Here is a 19868-nt window from a genome sequence, read left to right as displayed (position 1 = left end):
AGCCGTGACCCTGCCCGCCCCGCTTTGGGACTGGGGCGCGGGCCGCGCGTGTCATTCTGCCGGGGCGGTGCCCTGCCACTTGGCAAAGATCGTCTCATTGCCGGGTTCGGGATGGCGCGGGATCAGCAGCGACAGCATCAGCGAGATCATCGCCATCCCAGCCGCCAGCGCAAAGACCGCAGCAGGAGACACCACCCAGAGCAACCCCAGCGTCACTGGCAGCACCACCGCGGCGATATGGTTGATGGTAAAGGCCACCGCAGCGGTTGGCGCAATATCTGACGGGTCGGCGATCTTCTGGAAATAGGTCTTCAGCGCCAGCGCCAGCCCAAACAGGATATGGTCTACAACGTAAAGCACGCCCGCCAGAACCACGCCCCAGCTGAACCAGTAGAGCCCGCCATAGGCGGCAAAGACCAGCGCCAGCCCGGTGTATTCAAAAATCAGCGTGCGGCGCTCGCCGAAGCGGGCGACAGCGCGCCCCAGCAGCGGTGCCGCAATCATATTGACCACCAGGTTGATCAGATAGAGGCTGGTCAGCTCATGCACGGCAAAGCCGAATTTCTCCACCATCATGAAGCCGGCAAAAACCACAAAGATCTGCCGCCGCGCCCCGGCCATGAACTGCAACGCATAGTAGAGCCAGTAGCGGCGGCGCAGGATCAGGCGTTTGGTCTGCGGATGCGGCGCGTCGAACTGCGGATAGGCCAGCAGGCAGAACAGCGCCATCGCAGTGGTGGTGCCCCCCGCCAGCAGGAAGACGATATTATAGGTCAGGCCCAGCGGCTCCCACAGCAGGGCAATCAGGCTGTAGACCACCAGCGTTGCCGCGGATCCCGCCGCCACCAGCCAGCCCAGGATCTGTGGCGCCCGCAGCTTGGGCAGCCATTGCAACTGTAGAGACTGATTCACCGTCTCATAGTAATGAAACCCGATCGAGCTGAGCAGAGTGATGGTCAGCAGCCCGCCAAGGCTGGGAAACCACGCCGTGACGGCGGTCGCCAGCCCCAGCATCATCAACGAGACCAGCCCCAACACCTGTTCGCGCACAAACAGGATCACCGCGATCACCCCGATGGCGAGAAACCCCGGAATCTCGCGCACCGTATGCAGCAGGCCGATGTCAGCCCCGTCGAAATTCGCGGCCTCGATCACAAAGTTGTTGAGCAGCGCGCTCCAGGTGTTGAAGGCAATCGGCATGGTCAGCGCCATCACAAACAGCAAGGTCGTGGGGCGGCGCCAGAGCGGCAGGGACGCCGCAGCTTCGGTGGGGACAGGTTTGAACATGCCCACGGCTCTACGCCGATCGGCCGCCGCTGGCGAGAAAAAAAGCCGCCCGCACATCTGATCTGCATCAATGCACGAGTGCATCGGAAATCATATTCGCAAAGTGGAATTTCATGAAAGGTGGCTGCGGGTGGACGGATTTATCGGATTTGTCGAATGGGTTGGCGAACCCGGCGCGGCGGCCCTGCTCGGGGCTTTGACCGGTGGCATCTTTGGCGTGGCGGCGCAGCGCTCACGGTTCTGCCTGCGGGCCGCCACGGTGGAATTTGCCCGGGGCCGGATGGGGGACCGGGTCTCGGTCTGGCTGCTGACGTTTTCGACCGCGCTGGTCTGGGTGCAGGCCGGTCGGCTGCTGGGCTGGATCGATACCGATGAGGCGCGGATGATGGCGGTGCCGGGCAGCTGGTCCGGCGCCATCATCGGCGGGCTGACCTTTGGCATCGGCATGGTGCTGGCGCGGGGCTGTTCGGGTCGGCTGCTGGTGCTGGCCGCGAGCGGAAACCTGCGCTCGGTGGTGTCGGGGCTGATCTTTGCCGTGACCGCCCAGATGAGCCTTTCCGGGCATCTGGCGCCCCTGAGGGATTATCTGGCCGGGCTCTGGATCACCTCTGGCGGGCGCAATCTGGATTTGCTGACCGCAGCCGGTCTGCCGGAGTGGTCCGGGCTGGTCATTGGCCTGCTAACGGCACTCCTTGCGCTGGGTTTGTCCGCACAGAACCGCATCGGCGCGGGTCGGCTGATCTTTGCATCTGGCGTCGGCTTTGCGGTGGCGCTTGGCTGGGCGCTGACCTCGGCGCTGGCACAGGTGACCTTTGATCCGGTGCAGATCGAAAGCGTGACCTTCACCGGCCCCTCGGCACGGATGCTGATGTTTTTCCTCGATCGCGCCTCGGTTCTGGAGTTCGATATCGGGCTGGTTGCAGGGGTCTTTGGCGGCGCGATGCTGGCGGCTGCCGTTGGTGGAGAGATGCGCCTGCAGGCGTTTGACGACGCTGCCACGATGCGCCGGGCGATGATTGGCGCGGCCCTGATGGGCTTTGGCGGCATGTTGGCGGGTGGCTGCGCCATCGGTGCGGGTGTCACCGGCGGATCGATCTTTGCGGGCACCGCCTGGCTTGCGCTGTTTTCCATGTGGGTCGGGGCGGTGCTGACCGATGTGTTGACCGATCAGCGGCGGATGTCGGCGCTGGCCTGACCACATGCGAGGCGCTGCCTCGCGCTCCGGGATATTTGATGCCAGAAGATGACAAGCCGCAGATATCTTCTGGCCGGAAATATCCCGGGGGAGGCCGAGAGGCCGGGGGCAGCGCCCCCATCGGATTCCTCAGAAGAAATTCTGCGGGTCGATATCGACGGAGAGACGCAGATCCGCCTTGAGACGTATCGGACCAATCCAGCGGGCGATTGCATCCTGTAGCGGCGTCCCCTTGTCGGCCTTCACAAGCAGGCGCACCCGGTGGCGGCCGCGGATCCGCGCTATGGGCGCCGGTGCCGGACCAAAAACCTGCGCGCCGATCTGGCGCAGTGGCATGTCATTGCGCGCCAGTGTCAGGCCAAGATCCATCACCGCAGGCAGATCCGGCCCCGACAGGATGATGCCCGCCATCCGCCCATAAGGCGGTACGCCTGCGGCGTGACGTTCGGCGGCTTCGGCCTTCCAGAAGGCTTCCTCATCGCCGGAGAGGATCGCGCGGATGACCGGGTGTTCGGGCTGGAAGGTCTGCATCAGCGCCTCGCCCGGCCTGTCGGCGCGCCCGGCCCGCCCTGCGACCTGCCGCATCAGCTGGAACGTTCGCTCCGCCGCGCGCAGATCCGACCCTTGCAGGCCAAGATCCGCGTCAATCACGCCAACCAGTGTGAGCAGCGGGAAGTTATGCCCCTTGGCCACCAGTTGGGTGCCGAGGATGATATCGGCCTCCCCTGCGGCGATCTCCTCGATCCGTTGCTTCAGGGCGCGGGCGGAGGCGAAGAGATCGGAGGACAGGACCGCGATCCGGGCCTCTGGGAACAGCGCGGCGGTTTCTTCGCCCAGCCGCTCGATACCGGGGCCGACGGGGGCCATCTTGCCCTCGACCTGGCAGGTTGGGCAGGCGTCCGGTACGGGTTTGGTCTCGCCGCATTGGTGGCACATCAGCCGCTTCATGAAACGGTGTTCCACCATGCGGGAATCGCAGTGGTCGCAGGTCACATGGCCGCCGCAGGCACGGCAGATGGTGACCGGCGCAAAGCCACGGCGGTTGAGGAACAGGAGCGATTGTTCGCCGCGTTCCATGCGGGCTGTCATTGCCTGTTTCAGTGTTGGTGAGATCCAGGTCGAGGCGGGCAGTTTTTCCGCCCTCATGTCGATCGCGCGCATCTCTGGCAGCACCGAGGCGCCAAAACGAGAGGTGAGATCCAGACGGCTGTATTTGCCTGCCTCGGCATTGGCCCAGGTCTCCAGCGAGGGCGTGGCCGACGCGAGCACCACCTGCGCCGAACACATGGCCGCGCGCAGCACCGCCATGTCGCGGGCATTATAACAGACCCCTTCGTCCTGTTTGTAAGAGGTGTCATGTTCCTCATCCACAATGATGAGGCCGAGGTTCTGATAGGGCAGAAACAGCGCCGAGCGCGCGCCGATCACCAGCTGCGCCTTGCCCTGCCCGACCATGCGCCAGACCCGGCGACGTTCGGTCATCGTCGCGCCCGAGTGCCATTCGGCGGGCGTCGCACCAAAGCGCTGCTCGACCCGTTTCAGGAATTCTGCCGTCAGGGCGATTTCCGGCAAGAGCACCAGCGCCTGGCGCCCTGCGCGCAAGGTTGCGGCGACCGCCTCCAGATAGACCTCGGTCTTGCCGGAGCCGGTGACGCCCTTCAGCAGTGTGGTGCCGTAGCGGCCACTGGCGACCCCCTCGCCAAGTGTGGCGGCGGCGGCGGCCTGATCGTCGGTCAGGGTCTTGCCGGGCAGGTCCGGGTCGAGGCGCGGATAGGGCAGATCACGCGGCGCGTCCTCTTCGCGCAGGGCGCCCTGTTTCACCAGCCCCTTGACCACCGAGGTTGTGACCCCGGCAAGATCCGCGAGTTCCTTCGCCGTGAAGGCCAGGCCGCCGTATTCCGCCACGGCCGAGAGCACCCGTTCGCGGGCATCGGTCATGCGGTCGGGCATCTGGCCGGTGGGGCGCAGCACCTTGCGCATGGAAACGGGATCCGAGAGGCCCGGTGCGCGGGTCGCAAGCCGCAGCATCGCCGGCAGCGGCGTCAGCGTGTAATCGGCGGATTTGGCGAGGAACTGGCGCATTTCATCGCGCATCGGGGCCACATCCAGCACCCTGTTCACCGGGCGCAGCTTGGCCGAATCGAAATCGCCTGCCCCCGGCCCCCAGATCACCCCGAGCACACGGCGCGGGCCGAGCGGCACCTCGACATAGGCGCCGAGATGGCAGCCGCCCTCGGGCGCGCGATAGTCAAGGACGCGGTCCAGCGGCTGTGTCGTCAGGACGCCAACCCGGTCGCCTTGGTGAAAAAATGCCTGCTCCTGCACGCGTTTCTGCCTCTTCTGCCCATCCGCCGGGGCCGGGTGTTTCCACGCCCTGCTGGTTCTGCCCCGGCCTTGGTGCCTGAGCCCGGGCCTGCTGCTCAGCTCGATCCGGGCGTTACGGGGGGTTTTTAAAGCCCGCCCCATCAGGTAAAGGCTAGCGCAATCAAGGCCAACCCATCCAGAGGACCCTAGCCGATGAAATTCTTCGTAGACACCGCTGAAATCGACGCCATTGCCGAGCTGAATGATCTGGGCATGGTGGATGGTGTGACCACCAACCCCTCGCTGATCAAGAAATCCGGTCGTGACATCATCGAAGTGACCAAGGAAATCTGTGATCTGGTCGATGGTCCGGTCTCTGCCGAGGTGACCGCAACAGATGCCGAGACCATGATCGCCGAAGGCCGCAAGCTGGTTGAGATCGCCGAAAACATCGCTGTGAAAGTGCCGCTGACCTGGGACGGTCTGAAGGCCTGCAAAACCCTGACCGACGATGGCCATATGGTGAATGTGACCCTGTGCTTCTCGGCCAATCAGGCGCTGCTGGCGGCCAAGGCTGGCGCGACCTTCATCTCGCCCTTCATCGGCCGTCTGGACGATATCAACCTCGATGGCATGGATCTGATCGCGGATATCCGCACCATCTATGACAACTACGGCTTTGAGACCGAGATCCTTGCGGCCTCCATCCGCAGCGCCAACCACGTGCTGGAAAGCGCGCGCATCGGCGCCGATGTGATCACCGCACCGCCCGCCGTGATCAAGGGCATGATCAACCATCCGCTGACCGACAAGGGTCTGGATGCCTTCCTCGCCGATATCAAGGCTGCGAACATCAAGATCCTGTAAGGCCGGGGACCGTCGATAGACGGCCACGACACGTTAGAGACAGCAAGGGGCGGCCTGACGGGCGGCCCCTTTTTCTTTGTGCCGCTGGCCTGTGCGGGCGATCGCAGGGCGACCGGTATCTGAGGCGTTCCATCGGCAGGGTTTTGCAAAGGGTGTCCAAAATTTTGCCACCCCTGGGTGAAACCCGTGTTATAACACCGGCAAAACCCATCAGAGGTCAAAAAGAGCAGAGCATGAGCACGACGGCAGAACTGGAAGACACCCTGCGCCAGGCGATCCTGGCCAAACCCGACGCCCTGTTGGAGGACCAAAGCGTGATGAGCGCGCTGGTCAGCGCCAATGAGCGCGCGATGGGGTCCAATATCGTGGACCTGCGCGGCATTGCGATGGAGCGGATGGAGGCCCGGCTGGACCGGCTGGAGGACACCCATCGGTCGGTGATTGCGGCGGCTTATGAGAACCTTGCCGGGACCAATCAGATCCACCGTGCCGTCCTGCGCCTGCTGGATCCGACGGATTTTGAAAGCTACCTCGGCAATCTTGGCGGTGAGCTGGCGGAAATCCTGCGGGTGGATTCGATCACCCTGGTGCTGGAATCGCCGCAGCCGGAACAGGATGCCGCCGTGCAGCGCATGGATCAGGTGCTGAAAGTGGTCGAGCCGGGGTTTGTCGAACAGTATATCAACCCGCAGCGGAGCGGGCCGGACCGTCAGGTCACGCTGCGCCAGATGCAATCCGGCAATCCCCGCACCCATGGGGCAAAGGCCGAGTTCATCCGCTCGGAGGCCTGTCTGAAACTGGAACTGGGCGCAGGCCGCCTGCCCGGCCTGCTGGTGCTGGGAGCCGAGGATCCGCACCAGTTCACCCCGCAGCATGGTACTGACCTGCTGGCGTTCTTTGCCGGCGTTTTTGAGCGCTCGATGCGCCACTGGCTGTCGTGACGCCAGCGGCCACAGTGCTGATCTCTCCGGCCTGCCGCGATGCGCTGGAACACTGGCTGGCCGGTCTGGCGGCGCTACAGGGGGCGGCGGCGAATACCATCACCGCCTATCGCGGCGATGTGGTCGAATTCCTCGCCTTCATGACACAGCATTTTGGTGGCCCGCAGGGGCTGGGGGCGCTGGCGGAGATTTCCACCGGCGACATGCGCGCCTGGATGGCGGCCACCCGCGCCACCGGGACCGGGGCACGATCACTGGCGCGCAAGCTCTCGGCGGTCAAGAGTTTCTACACCTGGCTGGCTGAACGGCAGGGGTTTGAACCCACCGCCGTGCTGTCCGCCCGCAGTCCGAAATTCCAGAAGAAACTGCCCCGCCCGCTGGCGCAGGAGGCCGCCCGCGCGGTGATCGAGACCGTGGAACATCAATCCACCACCGATTGGGTCGCCGCCCGCGATGTGGCGGTGGTGACGCTGCTTTATGGTTGCGGGCTGCGGATTTCGGAGGCGCTGGGTCTGACAGGAGCAGACGCGCCGCTGCCTGCGGTGCTGCGGATCACCGGCAAGGGCGGCAAGGAGCGGATCGTGCCGGTATTGCCCGTGGCGCGGGATGCGGTGGATCGCTATCTGCGACTTTGCCCGCATCCGCAGGAGCGCGCGGGACCGCTGTTTCGCGGGGTACGCGGCGGCGCGCTGAACGCACGTATCATCCGCAGCGCCATGGCACAGGCCCGCGCGCAGCTGGGTCTGCCTGCCAGCGCCACGCCACATGCGCTGCGCCACAGCTTTGCCACCCATCTGCTGGAGGCCGGCGGCGATCTGCGTGCGATTCAGGAACTGCTGGGCCATGCCTCGCTATCGACAACACAGGCCTATACGGCCGTGGATACGGCACATCTGATGGATGTCTACAACCGCGCCCACCCCAAAGCGTAAGACCTGCGCAAAAGGTGCATCTGCGTAAGCGACCTTAACCCCGCGGTAACGGCCATGGGAGAAATTACTGGCGTCAAATCCAGAAGGATCCCCAGTGATGAGTATCGTATCCCAAAGCCATACCTCCGAAAGCGCACCGCTTGGCGCGCCGTATAATCCCGCAAACCGCAGTGCCGCCCATGCCACGACCTCCGATATCGGTGATGTGGATTTCAGCCAGTTCTATGAACAGCTGCTGGCGGATCTGGACAGCGATGGCGACCGCCAGATCTCCGATCAGGAATGGGCCGCCTACCGCGCCGGGAAAGCCGCCCGTGGCGAATATGTCGCCAGCCCCGGACCATCGGAGGCCGGTGCCTACCCGCAGCTGGTGGGCAGCCGCAATCTGACCGAGACGCTGTTTCGCAAGGCACTGATGGAAAACCCGGACCACGAGTGACGCCAATTGCGGTGCCGCGACAGCAGGACGCCAGCCAGCGATGGACGCCGAACCGATCCGTGGCAGCAGGTGGCACCGAGGACACCAAAGGCCTGAATTTCCGCCTATGGATGCAGCGTTTTCCCATTGACCACTTGCGAGATAACGGGAAATTCGCCATCAGGGGCAGATGACACCTCAGTTTCGCGCCCTCTCCGTTCACCTGCTCACCGCCACCGGTGCGGTGTTTGCAATCCTCGCCATGCTGGCTGCGGCTGATGCCAAGTGGAGCCTGATGTTTGTCTGGCTCGTCGTGGCCTTTGCCGTGGATGGTATTGATGGGCCGCTGGCCCGCCACTATGAGGTGAAACGCTATGCGCCGGAGTTTGACGGCGTGCTGCTCGATCTGATCATCGACTATCTCACCTATGTGTTCATTCCGGCCTTTGCCCTGTTCAAATCCGGCCTGATGGCAGGCTGGACCGGCTGGATGGCGCTGATCGTGATCACCTTTGCCAGTGCCTTGTATTTTGCCGACACCCGGATGAAGACCAAGGACAACTCCTTTTCCGGTTTTCCGGGATGCTGGAACATGCTGGTGCTGGTCATCTTTGCGCTGGAGCCGAGCCATTGGACCAGCCTGGTTCTGGTCACCCTCCTGGCGATTGCCATGTTCCTGCCGCTGAAGTTCATTCACCCGGTCCGGACCGAACGCTGGCGCAAGGTGTCGCTGCCGGTGGCGCTGGCCTGGACCTTCTTTGCCGGTTGGGCCGCCTGGGTGGATTTCCACCCGCAGAGCTGGGCACATTGGGGGCTGGTGCTGACTTCGATCTATCTGATCTTTGTCGGTATCGCGCAGCAGATCGTGCCGGAGCGCGAGGCCTGAGCCTCAGCCGCTGACGGGGGCATGCCGCCCTACGATATTTGCAAAAAATGACCGCTGTGGTCAGATCAGCAGGCCGGCCGCGCCTTCGTGGCGCAGCAGGGCCACCTTTGTTTCCACACCGCCCGCACCGGAAAACCCGCCCAGCCCGCCCGCGCCCAGAACCCGGTGGCAGGGGATGATCACCGGGATCGGATTGGCTCCGCAGGCATTGCCCACCGGCTGCGCGGCGGCGCCAAGCTCCCGCGCGATTTCACCATAGGTGCGGGTCTCCCCCAGCGGAATCGCCGACATGGCAGCACAGACCCGGCGCTGAAAATCGCTGCCCGCCACCGCCAGCGGCAGGTCGAATTCCGTCAGTTCATGGGCAAAATAGGCGCGCAGCTGGGCAAGCGCCCGCTCCGTCAGCGCCGAAGCCGACGCTCCGGCGGGCGCCGTTGACCAGTCCAGCCGGACAATGGCCCCGTCCCGCTCGGTCACACAAAGCCAGCCGACCGGCGTGTCGAGACCGGCCTGAGCGATATGCTGTGTCGCGGTTGCAGAGAGCTGCCCGGTCACGATGATCCCTTATTGCTGCGGCGGCACGCCTCAACGTCGCTGGCCGCCCGGATCGCAGCACCAGGGGCTGCTGATCCCATCCGCCGACTCTCTGCGCGATGGCCCCCGCCGTCAAGGCAATGCCCGATCCGGGGCCGTCAGGACCCTAACCTTTTGGATAGGAACCTATGCCTTCGGCGCTGTCGGCTACCCACAGGAGCGCATGCAATTTCGCCAAATTTTAGTAAAGATGGGTCTCAAGTTGTTAAGAAGGTCAGTCACCATGCAGATCACCGGTCAATCAAATGTCAGCGTGTACCGTATGCTGAGCGGACATATGAATGGGCAGCAGGCCGCGCAGGCGGGCCAGCCCGGTGAGCAGACGGGTGGCCTGGAGAGTGTCGCATCGGTCGCCAAGAAAGCGGCAGCCACATCGACACAGGCAGCGTTGACCGGACCGAGCGAAGGAGCAAGCATGATGGCAGGCACCCAGTATCTACGTTCAGTGGTTCAACAGAAACTGCAGGATCTGCAGTCGGGCTACCACGCCGGGCCGCTTCCGGTCAGCGAGGTGATCGCCCAGAACCAGTATCGTGCCGCCCAGCGGGTGATCGGCTGAGGCATCCGGGAGGTTCACCCCGGCAGGCCACGCCCCGCCGCGCCGACTGCGGAACAGCAGCACAAAGAGATTTCATAGAAACCCCCGGCGTTTGTTGACAGGGGCCCCTGTCGCGGACGTCCAAAAGAAGCGCGCCGCCCGCCCCATCTAGGAGCGGGCGGCGCGCAGATCCCTGACGGGATCTGTGATCACCACAGGCGAGACGGGCGGACATCAAACCCGCCCGCGCCCAGTCTTAGCGCGGCTCAGCCAAGCGCCGCATCACAGCGGCCGCAGACGCCCGCATGGCTGTGGTTGCCCACATCCGGCAGGATTTTCCAGCAGCGCTGGCACTTATCACCATCGGCCTTCTCGAACACCACCGACACGCCGTCCACCTCGGGCATGCGGAAGGCTTCGGCCGGGGCCGGATCACCGCTGAGCACGATATCGGAGGTGATGCAGACATCGGCGAAATTCACCGATTTCAGCGCTGCCAGAACCTCAGCGTCGCGCACATGCACCACCGGCGCGGCCTCCAGTGAGGCGCCGATCACCTTGTCGACGCGCTGCACCTCAAGAGCGGCGGTAACGACGCGGCGGGCCTGACGGACCTTGGCCCATTTCGCAGCCAGCGGCTCATTCAGCCAATCGGCCGGGGTTGTCGGGATATCCTGAAGATGCAGCGAGCTGTCATCGCCAGGGAACCGCTCCAGCCAGACCTCTTCCATGGTGAAGACCAGGATCGGGGCCAGCCATGTGGTCAGCCGGTGGAACAGGATATCCAGCACCGTGCGGGCCGCACGGGCGTTCAGCGTGTCGCCGTCACAGTAGAGCGCGTCCTTGCGGATATCGAAATAGAAGGCCGACAGATCCACGGTGGCAAAGTTGAACACCGCCGAGAACACACCCTGGAAATCAAAGGCCTGATAGCCGGTGCGGACCTTGTGATCCAGCTCCGCCAGACGGTGCAGAACCCATTGTTCCAGCTCGGGCATATCGGCCGGATCCACGCGCTGATCTTCGGAGAAATCCGCAAGGCTGCCGAGCATGTAGCGCATGGTATTGCGCAGGCGGCGATAGCTGTCGGCGACACCTTTGAGGATTTCCGCCCCGATCCGCTGGTCGGCGGTGTAGTCGGTCTGTGCCACCCAGAGACGCAGGATATCGGCGCCATACTGCTGGACGATCTTCTCGGGCACAATGGTGTTGCCGAGCGATTTGGACATCTTGTTGCCCTTCTCGTCCAGTGTGAATCCATGGGTGACCACGTTGCGATAGGGCGCGCGGCCCTTGGTGCCACAGGCCTGCAACAGCGAGGAGTGGAACCAGCCGCGATGCTGGTCGGTGCCTTCCATATAGACGTCCGCGATACCGTCCTCGGTGCCGTCCTCGCGGTCGCGCAGCACAAAGGCGTGGGTGGAGCCACTGTCGAACCAGACGTCGAGCACGTCAAAGACCTGATCGTAATCCTCAGGGTTCGCGATGCCGTCGAGCATCTTCTCCTTGAAGCCATCCGTATACCAGATATCGGCGCCATGTTCCTCAAACGCGGCCACGATGCGCGTGTTCAGCTGTTCATTGCGCAGGAGGAAATCGGGATCTGTCGGCAGCACGTCCTTCTTCACGAAGCAGGTGAGCGGCACGCCCCAGGCGCGCTGGCGCGACAGCACCCAGTCCGGGCGGCTTTCGATCATCGAATAGAGGCGGTTCCGGCCGGTCTGCGGCGTCCAGTGCACCAGCTGGTCGATGGAATTCAGCGCGCGGGTGCGGATGGTATCGCCCATCTCGCCCATGCCGTCGTCCAGCTCGCGGTCCACGGAGGCAAACCACTGCGGGGTGTTGCGGAACACGATCGGTGCCTTGGAGCGCCAGGAATGCGGGTAGCTGTGGGTGATGCGGCCACGGGCGATGATGCCGCCGGCCTCGACCAGCTTGGCGATCACGGCGGTGTTGGCCTTGCCTTCCTTGCCCTTCTTGTCAAAGATCTGAAGCCCGGCAAAGAACGGCACATGCGACAGGAATTCGGATTCCTCGCCCACGTTGTGGGTCATCCGGTCGATCCAGTTGCGCGCGACGAAACACTCATAGTCATCCGCACCATGGCTGGGCGCGGTGTGGACAAAGCCGGTGCCTGCATCATCGGTGACATGGTCGCCGTCGATCATCGGCACGTCATAATCCCAGAAGCCATCTGCTCCGTCGATGCCATTGAAGGGGTGTTTACAGATCAGCCCTGCAAATTCGGAGGCCTCAACATCGCGGACCTTGGTGAATTCGGTGACGCGGGATTTGCCAAGCGCATCCTCGGCCAGCGCGTTTGCAAAGAGATAGAGATCACCGGGGTTGGTCCAGCTTTCCTCTTCGGTGGCGTCCACACGATAGAGGCCGTAAGCGACCTTCGGATTGAAGGCGACGGCCTTGTTCGACGGGATCGTCCAGGGGGTGGTGGTCCAGATCACCACGCGGGCATCGGCCAGATCGCCGGTCGCATTGGCAAAGCCGAAGGGCACCCAGATGGTGTGCGATTTATGGTCGTGATACTCGATCTCGGCCTCAGCCAGCGCGGTTTTCTCAACCGGCGACCACATCACGGGTTTGGAGCCCTGATAGAGCGTGCCGTTCATCAGGAACTTCATGAATTCATCCGCGATCACCGCTTCGGCGTGGAAATCCATGGTGATATAGGGATCAGCCCAGTTGCCGGTGATGCCAAGGCGTTTGAATTCCTCGCGCTGGATATCAATCCAGCCTTCGGCGAACTTGCGGCATTCTTGACGGAAATCGACGATGTTCACCTCGTCCTTGTTCTTGCCCTTCTTGCGGTACTGCTCTTCAATCTTCCATTCGATCGGCAGGCCGTGGCAATCCCAGCCCGGCACATAACGCGCGTCAAAGCCCATCATCTGGTGCGAGCGGACGATCATGTCCTTGATCGTCTTGTTCAGCGCGTGGCCGATATGCAGGTGACCGTTGGCGTAAGGGGGGCCGTCATGGAGGGTGAAGGGCTTGCGCTCGGCATCGGTGCCCTTGGCGGCGGCGGCCTTTTCGCGAAGTTTGTCATAGACGCCAATCAGCGCCCAACGCTCCAGCCAGCCCGGCTCACGCTTGGGCAGGCCCGCGCGCATCGGGAAATCGGTTTTGGGCAGATTGAGGGTGTCTTTGTACTCAGGCGTCTGAGGCGTGTCGGCACACATGTGCAGCGTCCTTTGGATGATCTGGTCGTATTTTGGGATATTCGGTTCGGTGCGATGGCTCAAGCACCTTTGCCCGGCGGCTCACGTGGTCAGAGCGCCGGGGATATAATTCGAATAATGATGGCCGCAACATGGGACATGAGGGCCTTATAGGCAGGAGCGGCAGGCGGGTAAAGCGGCAGTTGTGCCGCACTGCGATGAGGGCTGTGCCCGTTCCGCACGGGGTGGGACGGGCACAGCCCGGCCTGCGGCCAGGCAATAAGTAAGAACTAACGTACCAGCCAGATACCCAGATCCGGACGCGCCAGCATCAGCCAGAGGATCATCAGCACCGCCGCAAAGGCGGGAATGCCGCAAGCAAACCAGATAGCGAACAGCCGGTGATAGCGCGCTGGCAGCGCCTCTCCCGCCGCGGCTGCCGCCCGCGCCAGATTGCGCAGCCGCAGCTGGATCCAGACCACCGGCAGCCAGAACAGCCCGGTCAGCAAATAAAGCCCCAGCGACAGCGCCAGCCAACCGGCGCTCAGCGGCCAGCCCAACCGCCAGGCCAGCAGCCCGCCGGTGATTGGCTGCGCAATCACGGCTGTGGCGGTGAACAGCAGGTCAGCCAGCACCACCACGCTGGCGGTGTGGGCAATCAGTGCGGCATCCCGTGTCCGGTGTGCCATCAGCATGAAAAAGGCGATGCCCGCGCCGGTGCCCAGCAGCACGCAGGCGCCGATCACATGCAGCCAGCGCAAGGCAAGGTCCAGGTCCATCTCAGCGCTCCTGCAGCAGCTGATGGGTGATCAGCGCCAGCAGCAGCCCCGGCAGCACCTTGACCAGCGGCCCCAGCGGATCCGCCCACATCTGCGGGGTGACCACCGTGGCTGCAGTCAGGTAGATCAGCGAAACCGCTGCCATACCCAGGCAGGCCCGCGCCGCCCAGGGCCGCCACAGGATGGCCAGCCCCAGGGCGATGTCGGCAAGCGACCAGAAGGCGACGCTGGCTTTCGCCGGCGGGCTGCCCCAGCCTGCATCCGCCAGCACCTTGGCGGCAGCCTCCAGCTGCCAAAGGCCGACCACGCCCGAGGCCAGCCAGAACAGGCTCAGCACCGCGACGGCGGCCGGCATCAGCAGCGCCATCCGCGCGTCCAGCCGCTGGGCGCGTCCCGAAGGCAGCGGCTGATAGATGGCCTTGAGCGAGGCAATCCCCTGCCCCATGGCGGCCCGGTACGGTGCGGGATCGCCGCGCACACCGCTCCGGATTTCGGCCATTGCGGTGGATCGCAGCGGGGAACGCCAGCCCAGCCGCCCCAATGCGTCAGCACATCCCGCCACCGGCGGCAGCAGCCAGTCCGGCAAACGCAGCAGCCAGCCCGCCGGGGCAAACCCCAGCCACGCCCGGGTCTCTGCCAGCACCTCCGCCAGGGTTTGCGGCTGATCCTCCACCAGATCAAAGGTGCCTTGCGGCAGCTCCCCCCGCAGCGCGGCAACCACCGCCGCGGCCAGATCGGCCATGCCGATGCATTGCACCGGCGCGTCTGCCAGCGCTACGGGCTGCACCAAGGGCACCGCCGCCAGCATCCGCAGCAGACCCGTGCCGCCATAGGCATTTTGCCCGATCACCAACCCCGGCTTCAGGATCCTCAGCGGCACACCAGCGGCCTGCAAGGCGGCATCCCCGCGCCCCTTGCTGCGCATGAACTCTGTCCCGGCATCCGGACCTGCACCGGCCGCTGAAATCTGCACCACGGCGATGTTCCGCTCTGCACAAGCCACCCCCAGGGCAGCAATGGCCGTGTGATGCACGGCCTCCAGCTCGCCCGGCGCCATATCTTGCAGAATGCCAGCGCAGTTGACCACAGTGTCCGCGCCCTGCAGCAGCGGCACCCACTCTTCGGGCTGCAAAAGCTGCAGCAAGTCACCCTGCACAAACGGCACACCCGGCAGCACCCGGGCAGCCTGCACGGCGCTGCGGCCCAGGCCGGTCACATGCATTCCAGCGGCCCGCAGGGCGCGTACCACCTCAGCCCCGATAAATCCGCAGGCGCCCAGAACCAGCACCCGCTTTGCGCTCCCTGCCATCAATGAATGCCTTTTTCTGAAACATCTCCCGCTCACCATAACGGCAGCAGCCGCAGGCGCCAGCAGAGGCTTGAACAAGCGCTGCGTCAGAGACGCCCTCTTCCGTTGGTCTCTGCTTCAGCATATCTAGCGGCAGATGGCAGGCCGGAGCAGACAATGACCGAAACCACAACACAGAACCCGCTGGCGCGGTTTGAGATCACCGCAGAGGAGATTTCCCGCGTGGTCGCGGTGTTTTACATGCAGGTGCGTGCGGACGACGTGCTCGGCCCGGTGTTTGCCGCCCATGTCGAGGATTGGCCTGAGCATGAGGAGAAGATCAGCCGGTTCTGGCGCAATGCGATCCTGCGGGAGAAATGCTATAGCGGCAATCCGATGCGGGTGCATGTCAGCAGGCCGGATGTGAAGGCGGAGCATTTCCCGCTCTGGCTTGGGCTGTTTCACGAGGTGTTGCAGGCGGAGCTGCCGGAACGGACAGCGCTGCAATGGGGCGCGCTGGCGGATCGGATTGGCGAGGGGTTTCGCACCGGGATCGTCGCCATGCGCCAGCCCAAAGATGCGCCACCGAAGCTGTTCTGATCCCGGAGGACGGCGGCTCTCCCGCCTCTGCGGCGGCGCTCTGGCGGGGCCAGAGCCACCTGGCAGCCTTGGGCGTGGCTCATGCTGCGCATGAGCCTCAGGCCTGCCTATTGATCCTTGGAGAACAGGCCGGTCAGGGCGCGCTGGATGACCTTACGGGTGCTTGGCTTCTGCGCCTTTGAGAAGGCCATCGGGCGGCAGACCTCCATCGCGGCGATGCCGACGCGGGCGGAGAGCGCGCCGTTCACCAGCCCTTCGCCAAAGCGGCGCGAGAGTTTCGACAACAACGATCCGCCCAGCACCGGCTCCAGCAGGTCATCGCCAACGGCCACGGCGCCGGTGGCGACCAGATGGGACAGCACGGCGCGGGTGAGCCGCCAGGAGCCGAGAGAACCGGACCGGCCGCCGTAGATATCGGCAATGCGGCGGATCATCCGCAATGAGGTCACAAGCGCGGTCACCACATCGGCCAGCGCCAGCGGCACCAGTGCGGTGACCGTGGCGACCTGACGTGCGCCACCTTCGACTACGCGCAGGGCGCGGGCATCCAGCGGCGCCAACAGCTCCGCCTCGGCCAGTTGCAGCAGCGCGTCGGCATCCATGATATCGGCCTTGCGCTCGCTAAGCCGGGCCAGCCCCCAGGCGAGATCCTTGCGGCCGCGATAAAACCGTTCCAGTCCGGAGACGTAGCTGCGCGCAGCCTTGAGATCGGCGGTGGCATCGGCGGTCCGGGCATCCGCCGCCCGCAGGGGCTGCGCAGCGCGCAGGCTTTCGACCCGGCGCAGGCGCGACAGCGCGGCCAGTTCGCGCAGACCCATCAGTAGCGCCAGCAGCAGGGCGATGGCAAAGCCTGCGCTGATGGCCCATCCCAGAAGCGGCAGGCGGTCGATCAGCCCGGTGGTGAAATCCCAGGCTGCGACGGAGATGACGGCACCGATGAGGGCCGTCAGACAGGCCCAGAACCAGCGCGCCAGCCGGGAGGGGCGACGGCTGGCCAGCTCCGCCGCCTCGGCCAGCGCGGGCTGTGGCAGGTTGCTGCCGGCGCCATCCAGATCAGGCACCGGTGGTGCGGCGGTCACATCCGGTGCGGCATCTGCCGTGGCGCTGTCGGAGAGGTCAAAAAGAACGGCGTCCTTGCGGGTCATGCTCTGTCCTTTGATGTGGCGGACGGTGATGTGACGGACGGCCGGGCCTGCGCCGCCGGTCGGGGACCGGCGGCGGGCTGCGGCGTCGGCCAGAGATACTGGATATCCGGCAGGCGCTCATCATTGGTGGCCCCATCGCTGCGCGACTGCTCCCCGAAGCCTTCGCGCCGGTAGAACCGCTGCGCCCCCTCATTGGCCTGATGGGTCCAGAGCTGCAGCGGCGACTGCACCGATTTGGCATAGTCCAGCAGCAGGCGTCCCAGCCCCTGCCCGCGTGCGCGCTGCCGGATGTAGAGCGCACAGATCGTGGCGCCGTCCCGCGCCAGAAAGCCTTCGATCCGGCCGCCGATCTGCACCACGGTGACCCAGCCGCGATCAATCATGATCCCGCAGAAGCCAATCGCCTCGGCACCGGTATGGCGCTTGGGCATCCATGGCGTGTCGACTTCGAACCCGTGCAGGATTTCGGCAATCTTGCCTGCGTCAGTGCTGCGGGCCGGGCGCAGCGCGGGCGGTGGATCAGACTGTGCGACACAGGTCAAAGGCGGTCTCCGATCAGGAATTCTGCCGCCCGGTCGAGGCGGATGTGAGGTGGGCCGTCGCCCGGACGCAGGGTGAGCGGAGCCGGGGCGAAGGCCATGGCCTGATAATCGCCGTCGAGCCAGGTCTCGGCGCCCTGCCGGGCCGGGGTCAGCAGATGCGAGGGATCCTGCGGCAATGCGCCGGGATAAAAGGCCGCAGGCTTGCCGCTGTCCAGAAGCGTGCCACGCACGCAGGGTAGCTCGATCCCGTTGTGATGGCGCAGCTCCTCCGTCGTGGCGCGCAGGGCGGCAAGCGACAGCGCCGCCGTCTCGGCCCCGGCGAAGCGGGCCCGGTCGCGGGCATCGCGGGTCAGCGCCTCGATGATGGCGGTCAGCTGCGGATGCTGCTGGTGATGCAGGTGATCGGCCTTGGTCGCCGCGAACAGGATCTTTTCCACCCGCTTGCCGCGCAGGATCTGGCGCAGAAACCCGTTGCGACCGGGACGGAAGGCGGCAAGGATATCAGTCATCGCGTGGCGCAGATCCTCGACCGCGCGGGGGCCGGAATGGATCGCGCTGAGGGCATCGACCAGCACAACCTGCCGGTCGATGCGGGCGAAATGATCGCGGAAGAAGGGTTTCACGACCTTTGACTTATAGGCCTCAAACCGGCGTTCCATCTCGCGGTGAAGCGACCGGCGCGGGGCGCTATCGCAAAGCGGGACCGGCGCGAAGGTCAGCACCGGCGACCCGGCCAGATCCCCCGGCAACAGGAAGCGCCCCGGTGTGCAGTCATAGTAGCCGGCGGCACGGGCCGCCTGCAGATAGGCGGCAAAGGCCGCGGCCAGATCCTGCGCCAGCGGTTCGTCATGGGGGGCTGTGGCGTCAACCTTCTGCGCCAGATCCAGAAACGCCGCCGCCTGCGACCGACTGCGGATGCGGGTCAGCACCTCATCGCACCACTGGGCGTATGTCTTGTCCAGCAGCGCCAGATCCAGGAGCCATTCACCGGGATAATCGACGATGTCCAGATGCAGGGTGCGTGGTCCCTGAAAGCCCGACAGCAGACCGTTTGGCTGCACCTTCAGACTGAGGCGCAGTTCAGAGACGGCCCGCGTGCTGTCGGGCCAGAAGGGGCGCGGCCCGGTCAGGGCGCCAAGGTGGTTTTCGTAGTCAAATCGGGGCACGGTGTCATCGGGCTGGGGTTGCAGAAACGCCGTCTCGACCCGCCCTTCGCGTACCGCCGAGAGCTGCACCATCCGCCCCCGGTTCATCAGGTTGGCCACCAGTGAGGTGATGAACACGGTCTTGCCGGCGCGGGCAAGACCCGTGACGCCAAGGCGGATCGACGGTTCAAACAGGCTCTCCGAAAGGGCGGCGCCCGCCTCCTCGACGCTGCGCAAGACCCCGTCTGCCAGTGATGATAATCCCAAAGGTTTGCCCCGTCTTGCCGACCTTTTGCGGGGTCGGATCCTTGTTCGATTTGATCAAGATAAGGGCTGACCGGGTATGATACCACCCCGGCAGGCCGCCATCCGGGACTTGTGCCGCCGCGATTGCCGCGTTACTTGCCCGCTCATGCCGCGTTTTGCTTTGAAAGTCGAATATCACGGCGCACCCTTTGCCGGGTGGCAGCGCCAGAAGGATCAGCCCTCGGTTCAGGGGGCGATCGAGGATGCGCTTGCGCGGCTCGAACCCGGCCCCCATACCATTGCCGCAGCAGGCCGCACCGATACCGGGGTGCATGGTCTGGGTCAGGTGGCCCATTGCGACATGGAAAAGGACTGGGATCCCTTCCGCCTGTCCGAGGCGCTGAATTACCATCTGAAGCCTGCCCCAGTGGCGATTGTGGATTGCGCCCGTGTGGACGACGATTGGCACGCGCGGTTCTCGGCCATTGAGCGGCAGTATCTGTTCCGCATCCTGATCCGCCGCGCGCCTGCCACCCATGACGCCGGACAGGTCTGGCAGCTGAGCCATGATCTGGATGCAGACGCCATGCAGGAGGCCGCGCACCATCTGATCGGCCAGCATGATTTCACCACGTTTCGCTCCTCGATCTGCCAGGCGGCCAGCCCGCTCAAGACGCTGGACGAGCTGCGCGTCGAGCGGGTTCAGGGCTTTTCGGGGCCGGAGATCCATTTCCATGTGCGGGCGCGGTCGTTCCTGCACAATCAGGTGCGCAGTTTTGTCGGCACGCTGGAGCGGGTCGGCGCCGGAGCCTGGTCGCCTGAGGATGTGAAATCTGCGCTTGACGCGACGGACAGGGCCGCCTGTGGACCGGTCTGCCCGGGGCATGGGCTCTATCTTGCGCGGGTCGGATATCCTGACAACCCCTTCTCCGCAACCTGACAAACTGCTGTAAAAGTATCAGAAATCACCTTTCACGGCAGCGGC

At 64.6% G+C, this 19868-nt stretch carries 18 protein-coding genes; 9 read left to right on the top strand and 9 right to left on the bottom strand.

Annotated elements, in window-relative coordinates:
* Window positions 1-51 precede the first annotated feature (51 nt).
* Window positions 52-1287 (bottom strand): MFS transporter, encoded by a 1236-nt coding sequence (locus tag VWY75_RS03885; RefSeq protein ID WP_340544592.1) that lies wholly within the window; start codon window positions 1285-1287, stop codon window positions 52-54.
* A gap of 130 nt (window positions 1288-1417) precedes the next feature.
* Here VWY75_RS03885 and VWY75_RS03880 point away from each other — a divergent pair, with 130 nt between their 5' ends.
* Window positions 1418-2482 (top strand): YeeE/YedE family protein, encoded by a 1065-nt coding sequence (locus tag VWY75_RS03880; RefSeq protein ID WP_416537308.1) that lies wholly within the window; start codon window positions 1418-1420, stop codon window positions 2480-2482.
* A gap of 129 nt (window positions 2483-2611) precedes the next feature.
* Here VWY75_RS03880 and VWY75_RS03875 read toward each other — a convergent pair whose 3' ends face one another.
* Window positions 2612-4807, bottom strand: coding sequence for a primosomal protein N' (locus tag VWY75_RS03875; RefSeq protein ID WP_340544588.1), 2196 nt, complete (start codon window positions 4805-4807; stop codon window positions 2612-2614).
* 192 nt (window positions 4808-4999) lie between these two features.
* On the opposite strand from VWY75_RS03875, the gene fsa reads away from it, so the two are divergent.
* The 5 genes from fsa to VWY75_RS03850 all read left to right on the top strand — a co-directional run bounded on the left by fsa (window position 5000) and on the right by VWY75_RS03850 (window position 8830).
* On the top strand, window positions 5000-5653 hold the full coding sequence (gene fsa / locus VWY75_RS03870; protein ID WP_072505527.1) for a fructose-6-phosphate aldolase: 654 nt from the start codon (window positions 5000-5002) through the stop codon (window positions 5651-5653).
* A gap of 233 nt (window positions 5654-5886) precedes the next feature.
* A complete protein-coding gene (locus VWY75_RS03865; protein ID WP_340544586.1) occupies window positions 5887-6594 on the top strand; it encodes a DUF484 family protein in 708 nt (235 codons plus the stop codon).
* On the top strand, window positions 6591-7526 hold the full coding sequence (locus tag VWY75_RS03860) for a tyrosine recombinase XerC (RefSeq protein ID WP_416537307.1): 936 nt from the start codon (window positions 6591-6593) through the stop codon (window positions 7524-7526). The genes VWY75_RS03865 and VWY75_RS03860 overlap by 4 nt, the downstream gene beginning before the upstream one ends.
* A 97-nt stretch (window positions 7527-7623) precedes the next feature.
* On the top strand, window positions 7624-7965 hold the full coding sequence (locus VWY75_RS03855) for a hypothetical protein (protein WP_416537306.1): 342 nt from the start codon (window positions 7624-7626) through the stop codon (window positions 7963-7965).
* A 169-nt stretch (window positions 7966-8134) separates the two neighbouring features.
* Window positions 8135-8830: a CDP-alcohol phosphatidyltransferase family protein gene (locus VWY75_RS03850; RefSeq protein WP_340544582.1), complete on the top strand. Its 696-nt coding sequence runs from the start codon at window positions 8135-8137 to the stop codon at window positions 8828-8830.
* A 60-nt stretch (window positions 8831-8890) separates the two neighbouring features.
* Here the strand turns inward: VWY75_RS03850 and VWY75_RS03845 are convergent, their stop codons facing one another.
* Entirely contained in the window at window positions 8891-9385 is a 495-nt protein-coding gene (locus VWY75_RS03845; protein ID WP_416534711.1) for a methylated-DNA--[protein]-cysteine S-methyltransferase, read from the bottom strand.
* 202 nt (window positions 9386-9587) lie between these two features.
* Between VWY75_RS03845 and VWY75_RS03840 the strand changes: the two genes are divergently transcribed.
* Complete coding sequence (locus tag VWY75_RS03840) at window positions 9588-9983, top strand: hypothetical protein (protein WP_374015375.1); 396 nt, start codon at window positions 9588-9590, stop codon at window positions 9981-9983.
* A gap of 245 nt (window positions 9984-10228) precedes the next feature.
* Here the strand turns inward: VWY75_RS03840 and ileS are convergent, their stop codons facing one another.
* From ileS to VWY75_RS03825, 3 genes are all read right to left on the bottom strand, one after another.
* Complete coding sequence (gene ileS / locus VWY75_RS03835) at window positions 10229-13159, bottom strand: isoleucine--tRNA ligase (protein ID WP_416537328.1); 2931 nt, start codon at window positions 13157-13159, stop codon at window positions 10229-10231.
* Between the two features lie 269 nt (window positions 13160-13428).
* Entirely contained in the window at window positions 13429-13917 is a 489-nt protein-coding gene (locus tag VWY75_RS03830) for a DUF2269 family protein (protein ID WP_416536338.1), read from the bottom strand.
* A 1-nt stretch (window position 13918) separates the two neighbouring features.
* Window positions 13919-15226: an SDR family oxidoreductase gene (locus VWY75_RS03825; RefSeq protein WP_416537305.1), complete on the bottom strand. Its 1308-nt coding sequence runs from the start codon at window positions 15224-15226 to the stop codon at window positions 13919-13921.
* 156 nt (window positions 15227-15382) lie between these two features.
* Here VWY75_RS03825 and VWY75_RS03820 point away from each other — a divergent pair, with 156 nt between their 5' ends.
* On the top strand, window positions 15383-15805 hold the full coding sequence (locus VWY75_RS03820) for a group III truncated hemoglobin (protein ID WP_416537304.1): 423 nt from the start codon (window positions 15383-15385) through the stop codon (window positions 15803-15805).
* A 107-nt stretch (window positions 15806-15912) separates the two neighbouring features.
* On the opposite strand, the gene VWY75_RS03815 is transcribed toward VWY75_RS03820, so the two are convergent.
* The 3 genes from VWY75_RS03815 to VWY75_RS03805 are packed head-to-tail and all read right to left on the bottom strand — an operon-like array spanning window position 15913 to window position 18904.
* Window positions 15913-16950, bottom strand: a complete 1038-nt coding sequence (locus tag VWY75_RS03815) for a YcjF family protein (protein ID WP_416537303.1) — start codon at window positions 16948-16950, stop codon at window positions 15913-15915.
* Window positions 16947-17492: a GNAT family N-acetyltransferase gene (locus VWY75_RS03810; protein ID WP_416537302.1), complete on the bottom strand. Its 546-nt coding sequence runs from the start codon at window positions 17490-17492 to the stop codon at window positions 16947-16949. The genes VWY75_RS03815 and VWY75_RS03810 overlap by 4 nt, the downstream gene beginning before the upstream one ends.
* Entirely contained in the window at window positions 17489-18904 is a 1416-nt protein-coding gene (locus tag VWY75_RS03805; RefSeq protein WP_416537301.1) for a YcjX family protein, read from the bottom strand. The genes VWY75_RS03810 and VWY75_RS03805 overlap by 4 nt, the downstream gene beginning before the upstream one ends.
* 145 nt (window positions 18905-19049) lie before the next feature.
* On the opposite strand from VWY75_RS03805, the gene truA reads away from it, so the two are divergent.
* Window positions 19050-19823, top strand: a complete 774-nt coding sequence (gene truA, locus VWY75_RS03800; RefSeq protein ID WP_416537300.1) for a tRNA pseudouridine(38-40) synthase TruA — start codon at window positions 19050-19052, stop codon at window positions 19821-19823.
* Window positions 19824-19868 lie beyond the last annotated feature (45 nt).

Origin of the sequence: Phaeobacter sp. JH20_08 (assembly GCF_048056635.1) — a bacterium.
In the GTDB taxonomy this organism is placed as follows: Bacteria; Pseudomonadota; Alphaproteobacteria; order Rhodobacterales; family Rhodobacteraceae; genus Phaeobacter; species Phaeobacter bryozoorum.
This window is presented reverse-complemented; position numbering and strand designations above follow the sequence as displayed.